Annotated in this window: 5 protein-coding genes and 1 pseudogene; 5 read left to right on the top strand and 1 reads right to left on the bottom strand. The window is 68.5% G+C overall.

Translation table 11 applies throughout. The features are described 5' to 3' along the window. Positions 1–1,339 (bottom strand): UDP-N-acetylglucosamine 1-carboxyvinyltransferase (gene murA, locus IE263_RS33270; RefSeq protein ID WP_189941570.1); only part of this gene is annotated, 1,339 nt, incomplete at its 3' end. Positions 1,340–1,651: 312 nt separating this feature from the next. Here murA and IE263_RS33265 point away from each other — a divergent pair. The 5 genes and pseudogenes from IE263_RS33265 to IE263_RS33245 all read left to right on the top strand — a co-directional run bounded on the left by IE263_RS33265 (position 1,652) and on the right by IE263_RS33245 (position 6,491). Next, the gene (locus IE263_RS33265) at positions 1,652–2,224 is read left to right on the top strand and encodes a YqgE/AlgH family protein (protein ID WP_189941569.1); all 573 of its coding nucleotides are present in this window, start codon (positions 1,652–1,654) and stop codon (positions 2,222–2,224) included. Positions 2,225–2,320: 96 nt separating this feature from the next. Continuing rightward, positions 2,321–3,574: an RNA-guided endonuclease InsQ/TnpB family protein gene (locus IE263_RS33260; RefSeq protein ID WP_189941568.1), complete on the top strand. Its 1,254-nt coding sequence runs from the start codon at positions 2,321–2,323 to the stop codon at positions 3,572–3,574. A gap of 14 nt (positions 3,575–3,588) precedes the next feature. Further along, entirely contained in the window at positions 3,589–3,870 is a 282-nt protein-coding gene (locus IE263_RS33255; protein ID WP_189941567.1) for a DUF3039 domain-containing protein, read from the top strand. A gap of 284 nt (positions 3,871–4,154) precedes the next feature. Further along, positions 4,155–4,846, top strand: a pseudogene (locus tag IE263_RS33250) (carbohydrate ABC transporter permease); the annotation flags it as partial. Between the two features lies 1 nt (position 4,847). Beyond that, the gene (locus IE263_RS33245) at positions 4,848–6,491 is read left to right on the top strand and encodes a beta-N-acetylhexosaminidase (protein ID WP_189941565.1); all 1,644 of its coding nucleotides are present in this window, start codon (positions 4,848–4,850) and stop codon (positions 6,489–6,491) included. Positions 6,492–6,532: the final 41 nt, after the last annotated feature.

The raw sequence follows: 6,532 nt of genomic DNA, 5'->3' as shown, positions 1-6,532 counted from the left end.
ATCCGAGCGCCTTGCCGGGCAGCTCGACCTTCGCGCCCAGTTCCACGAGCTTCTCCATGAAGTTCTCGTAGCCGCGGTTGATGAGGTCGATGCCGTGGACGCGGGACGTGCCCTGGGCCGCGAGGGCGGCGATCAGGTACGAGAAGCCGCCGCGGAGGTCAGGGATGACCAGGTCGGCGCCCTGGAGCTTCGTGGGGCCCGACACGACCGCGGAGTGCAGGAAGTTGCGCTGTCCGAAGCGGCAGTCGGAGCCGCCCAGGCACTCGCGGTAGAGCTGGATGTGGGCGCCCATCTGGTTCAGGGCGGAGGTGAAGCCGAGGCGGGACTCGTAGACCGTCTCGTGGATGATGGACAGGCCCGTGGCCTGCGTCAGGGCCACGACCAGCGGCTGCTGCCAGTCGGTCTGGAAGCCGGGGTGGACGTCCGTCTCCAGGGCGATGGACTTCAACTGGCCGCCGGGGTGCCAGAAGCGGATGCCCTCGTCGTCGATGCGGAAGGCGCCGCCGACCTTGCGGTAGGTGTTCAGGAACGTCATCATCGAGCGCTGCTGGGCGCCGCGGACGTATATGTTGCCCTCGGTCGCCAGCGCGGCGGACGCCCAGGAGGCGGCCTCCAGGCGGTCCGGGAGGGCGCGGTGGTCGTAGCCGCCGAGCTTGTCCACACCGGTGATGCGGATGGTGCGGTCGGTGTCCATCGCGATGATGGCGCCCATTTTCTGCAGGACGCAGATCAGGTCCTCGATCTCCGGCTCCACGGCCGCGTTCGAGAGTTCCGTCACGCCGTCGGCGAGGACGGCCGTCAGCAGCACCTGCTCGGTCGCGCCGACGGACGGGTACGGCAGCCGGATCTTTGTGCCGCGCAGCCGCTGCGGGGCCTCCAGGTACTGGCCGTCCGCCCGCTTCTCGATCTTCGCGCCGAACTGGCGCAGCACGTCGAAGTGGAAGTCGATGGGCCGGCCGCCGATGTCACAGCCGCCCAGGCCCGGGATGAAGGCGTGCCCGAGGCGGTGCAGCAGCGGACCGCAGAAGAGGATCGGGATACGGCTGGAGCCGGCGTGCGCGTCGATGTCGGCGACGTTCGCGCTCTCGACGTACGTCGGGTCCATCACCAGCTCGCCCGGCTCCTCGCCCGGACGGACCGTCACCCCGTGCAGTTGCAGCAGGCCGCGTACGACCCGCACGTCACGGATGTCCGGAACGTTGCGCAGCCGACTCGGCTCGCTGCCCAGCAGGGCGGCGACCATGGCCTTGGGTACGAGGTTCTTCGCACCGCGGACACGGATCTCGCCCTCCAGCGGGGTTCCGCCGTGGACAAGCAGGACATCGTCGTTGACGGTCATGTATCTCGCGTTCCATGGAGTTTGGGCAGGGGCCAGAGGAGACAGAGTAATCGCCGTGTGCCCCCCTGCTGTAAGCCCAAGTACCGCCCAGGGACGTCATAGCTGTGTCACAACACGAACGGTTCCGCGGCGGGCACATGCGGTCACGGAGGGCCGTCGTGCGCGGGGGACGCACCGGTGCGCCCTCCCGTCTCCCCCCACCACCCTCGGACGAGGCCCTGACGGGCCGCTTCTCCCTCTTCATGGCTGCGCCTCACCCTCCCCGCCGCATTGGCTCCCCATGCGGCGGGAAGATGCGGGATCATGTCTGGCATGACCGAGGTGTCCTCGCTCACAGGGCGGCTGCTCGTGGCAACCCCCGCCCTGGCGGACCCGAACTTCGACCGTGCGGTGGTGCTCCTTCTCGACCACGACGAGGAGGGCTCGCTCGGTGTCGTCCTCAACCGCCCGACGCCGGTGGGCGTGGGCGACATCCTGGAGGGCTGGGCGGACCTCACCGGTGAACCCGGAGTCGTCTTCCAGGGCGGCCCGGTGTCCCTCGACTCGGCGCTGGGCGTCGCCGTGATCCCCGGCGGCTCCGCGATCGACGGCGCCCCGCTGGGCTGGCGGCGGGTGCACGGCGCGATCGGCCTCGTCGACCTGGAGGCCCCGCCGGAGCTCCTCGCCTCGGCGCTGGGCTCCCTGAGAATCTTCGCCGGGTACGCCGGCTGGGGCCCCGGCCAGCTGGAGGACGAGCTGGTGGACGGCGCCTGGTACGTCGTCGAGTCCGAGCCGGGCGACGTCTCCTCGCCGGCCCCGGAGAGACTCTGGCGGGAAGTGCTGCGCCGCCAGCGCAACGAGCTGGCGATGGTGGCCACCTACCCGGACGACCCTTCGCTCAACTGACGAGCGCCGAGGGCACACGCACCGTAGATCACTCTTTCGAGTGTCTGTAAGGGGGTTCGAATTCGACGCTCGGTCCTGGGGCATACCGTCGCAGCCATGAAGGTGGTCGTGCAGGTCAGGCTCTTGCCGACGTCGGAGCAGGCGGCAGCGCTCGCGGCGACCCTGTCTGCCTGCAACGAAGCAGCGACCTGGGTAAGCAGAGTCGCCTTCGACGAGAAGGTGAAGAAGAACTTCCCTCTGCGCAAGCTCGTCTACGGCGAGGTGAAGGCGCGATGGGCCCTAGGCGCGCAGGCGGCTCAGCATGTGATCAAGAAGACGTGTGACGCGTACGCCACACTGAAGGCGAACCTTGAGGCTGGGAACCTTGGGCAGCCCGGCTCCAAGCGGTACAGAAAGGCCACCGAGAAGCCCATCGCCTTCCGTCCGGAGGGGGCGCAGCCGTATGACGACCGGATGCTGTCCTGGCAGATCACCGAGGGCCGGGTGTCGGTCTGGACCGTGTGCGGCCGCCTGAAGGGCGTGGCGTTCGCCGCGTCGGCCGAGCAGCTGGCCACGCTGGCGTTGTATCGCAAGGGCGAATCCGACCTTGTCTGCCGGGACGGCATGTGGTTCCTGCTGGCGACCTGCGAAGTGCCAGAGGCGCCGCCGAACACGGGTCCGGTGGACTTCCTCGGTGTCGACCTGGGCGTCGTCAATATCGCGACCACCTCCGACGGCGAGATCATGGCCGGGCGCGAGCTCAGTCGTATCCGCAACCGGGAGCGGGAACTCCGTACCAAACTGAAGAAGAAGAACACCCCGTCCGCCAAGCGTCGGCTGAAGAAACGGCGGCGCAAGGAGACGCGGCGGGCGCGGGACATCAACCACAAGATCGCGAAGCATGTGGTGGCCGAGGCGGAACGCACTGGTCGTGGGATCGCCCTGGAAGACCTGACGGGCATCCGCGAGCGGGTACGGCTTGCAAAGCCCCAACGGGCCACCCACTCCAGTTGGTCGTTTGCCCAGCTGGGGTCGTTCATCGCGTACAAGGCCCGCCGGGCGGGGGTGCCGGTGGTGTACGTCGATGCGGCGTACACCTCGCGGACCTGCGCCGAATGCGGGCACATCGACAGAGCGAACCGGGTCTCGCAGGCCTGGTTCGCGTGCCGGTCTTGCGGATTCGTTGATCACGCGGACCGGAACGGCTCCCGCAACATCCGCGCTCGTGCGTGGGAGTTGTGGCGATGCGGGGCCTCATCGACGGTCCCTGCCCCACGACCGCGTTGGCGGGGTGGGGTTGGACGCAAACGCAGCATCACCGCCAGTGATGCCCGTTGTGCAAGCCGGGGATCCATAGTTCCCGGCGGTTGATTACCCTTGGCGCTATGAGCACTCTTGAGCCCGAGCGCGGCACCGGTACGGGAACCCTCGTAGAGCCGACGCCGCAGGTGTCGCACGGTGACGGTGACCACGAGCGCTTCGCGCACTATGTCCAGAAGGACAAGATCATGGCGAGCGCCCTCGACGGGACCCCCGTCGTGGCGCTGTGCGGCAAGGTGTGGGTGCCCGGCCGCGACCCGAAGAAGTACCCCGTGTGCCCGATGTGCAAGGAGATCTACGACTCCATGGGCTCCGGAGGGGACGACCAGGGCAAGGGCGACAAGTGACCGTCTGACGCGGTTCGGCTCCGACCGACCGACGACGCGAAGGCCTTCAGGGCGCACCAAAGTGCGCCCTGAAGGCCTTCGCGTCGTCTTGTCGCCGCGTCCGCGTTGCACGGAGTGCCTTCGCCGGTCACAGAGTGGTTGAGACCTCTTGTGGCGGTGTTCATGGAGTCCCTAGCCTCCCGAGTGTTGTGCACAGCGAAACCGTCATTGCGCATGTTGCAACACATCGGAGGAACGCTCCATGAAGCTGTCCGTCCGCATCGCCGCGCTGCTGACCGTCCTGAGCCGTCGTCGCCTTCCCGCTGTACTGGATGGTGCTCGGCGCCTTCGAACCGGCCGGGGAGATCGAGTCGAGCGAGCCGCGGCCATGGACGCTCTCGCCCTCGCTGGATTCCTTCCGGCGCGTGTTCGAACAGCAGGAATTCGGCCGCTACTTCCTCAACAGCCTTGTCGTCGCGGGCACGCTGGTGATCGCCTCGGCGGTGATCGCGTTTCTCGCCGCGACCGCCGTCACGCGATTCCGCTTCCGCTTCCGGACCACCCTGCTGATCATGTTCCTGGTGGCCCAGATGGTGCCCGTGGAAGCGCTGACGATCCCCTGTTCTTCCTCATGCGGGACTTCGGCCAGTTGAACACCCTGGGGGCGCTGATCCTGCCCCACATCGCCTTCTCGCTGCCGTTCGCGATCTGGATGCTGAGGGGCTTCGTGAAAGGCGTCCCGGAGGCCCTGGAGGAGGCCGCCTTGTTTTCCTTCATCTCCGCCTGGAACGACTTCCTGTTCGCCAAGTCGTTCATCATCAGTGACACTTCGCAGTCGACGCTGCCGATGGCCCTGCTGGTGTTCTACAAGCCGGACGATCCGGACTGGGGCGGGGTGATGGCGGGGGCCACGGTGATGACGATTCCGGTGCTGATCTTCTTCGTACTCGTACAGCGACGGCTGGTCTCCGGGCTGGGTGGAGCGGTGAAGGACTGACGTGACTGAACTGATTCCGAAGCCCCGCAGCGTTGTCGCCGGTTCCGGCGAGGTGCGGCTGACGGCGCGCTCCCAGCTCTGTGCCGGCACCGCGACGGAGGGCGTCGGTCACTGGCTGCGTACCGTCCTCCGGCAGGCCACCGGCCTGCCGCTGCGCGAGGGGCGGGAGCTCGACGACACCGAGGGCGACGACATCGGGCTCCAGCTCGACTCCGAGCTCGGCCCCGAGGAGTACCGCCTCGTCAGCGACTGGAGCGGCGTCCTGATCGAGGGCGGCAGCGCGGCCGGTGTCTTCCGGGGCGCCCAGACGCTGCGTCAGCTCCTGGGCCCCGACGCGTACCGCAGGGCCCCGCTCAGCCGTGACCGCGCCTGGGCGGTGCCGCACGTCACGATCGAGGACGCCCCCCGCTTCCGCTGGCGCGGCCTCCTCCTCGACGTCGCCCGGCACTTCATGCCGAAGGAAGGCGTCCTGCGCTACCTGGATCTGATGGCCGCGCACAAACTGAACGTCCTCCACTTCCACTTGACCGACGACCAGGGCTGGCGCGTCGAGATCAAGAAGTACCCGAGGCTCACCGAGATCGGCTCCTGGCGCTCCCGTACGAAATTCGGCCACCGCGCCTCGCCGTTGTGGGACGAGAGGCCGCACGGGGGCTTCTACACCCAGGACGACATCCGGGAGATCGTCGCGTACGCCGCCGAGCGGCATATCACCGTCGTCCCCGAAATCGACGTACCGGGCCACTCGCAGGCGGCCGTCGCCGCGTATCCGGAACTCGGCAACACCGACGTCATCGACACCACCGCCCTCTCCGTCTGGGACACCTGGGGGATCAATCCCAACGTACTCGCCCCCACCGACAACACCCTGCGGTTCTACGAGGGGGTGTTCGAGGAAGTCCTGGATCTCTTCCCCGCGGACGCCGCCGCGTTCTCGGCGTTCGTTCATGTCGGGGGTGACGAATGTCCCAAGGAGCAGTGGCGGCGGTCGCCGACCGCGCAGGCCCGGATCAAGGAACTCGGGCTCGCGGACGAGGACGAACTGCAGGCGTGGTTCATCGGGCACTTCGACAAGTGGCTCTCCGCGCGCGGGCGTCGGCTCATCGGCTGGGACGAGATCCTGGAGGGCGGTCTGGCCGAGGGGGCGGCCGTGTCGTCCTGGCGGGGTTACGCGGGCGGAGTCGCCGCCGCGCGCGCGGGACACGACGTGGTCATGTGCCCCGAGCAGCAGGTGTATCTGGACCACCGGCAGGACGGCGGCGCGGACGAGCCCGTGCCGATCGGGTACGTGCGCACCCTGGAGGACGTCTACCGCTTCGAGCCCGTTCCACCGGAGTTGACGCCCGAGGAAGCCGCCCATGTGCTGGGCACGCAGGCCAACGTGTGGACCGAGGTGATGGAGGACCACGCGCGCGTGGACTACCAGGCCTTCCCCCGGCTCGCCGCCTTCGCCGAGGTCGCCTGGAGCCGGCTGCCCGCCCCGGCGGAGCGGGACTTCGCGGACTTCGAGCGGCGGATGGGCGACCACTACGCGCGACTTGACGCCCTGGGCGTCGCCTACCGGCCACCCGGCGGGCCCAGGCCGTGGCAGAAGCGGCCCGGTGTCCTCGGGCGCCCGATCGACGGTCCGCCCCCGAACCGGTAGCCGTCGGCGGGCCGTCCCGCGCGTCACGGAAAAACCCCGAC

Origin of the sequence: Streptomyces aurantiogriseus, assembly GCF_014649375.1 — a bacterium.
Taxonomy (GTDB): Bacteria; Actinomycetota; Actinomycetes; order Streptomycetales; family Streptomycetaceae; genus Streptomyces; species Streptomyces aurantiogriseus.
This window is presented reverse-complemented; position numbering and strand designations above follow the sequence as displayed.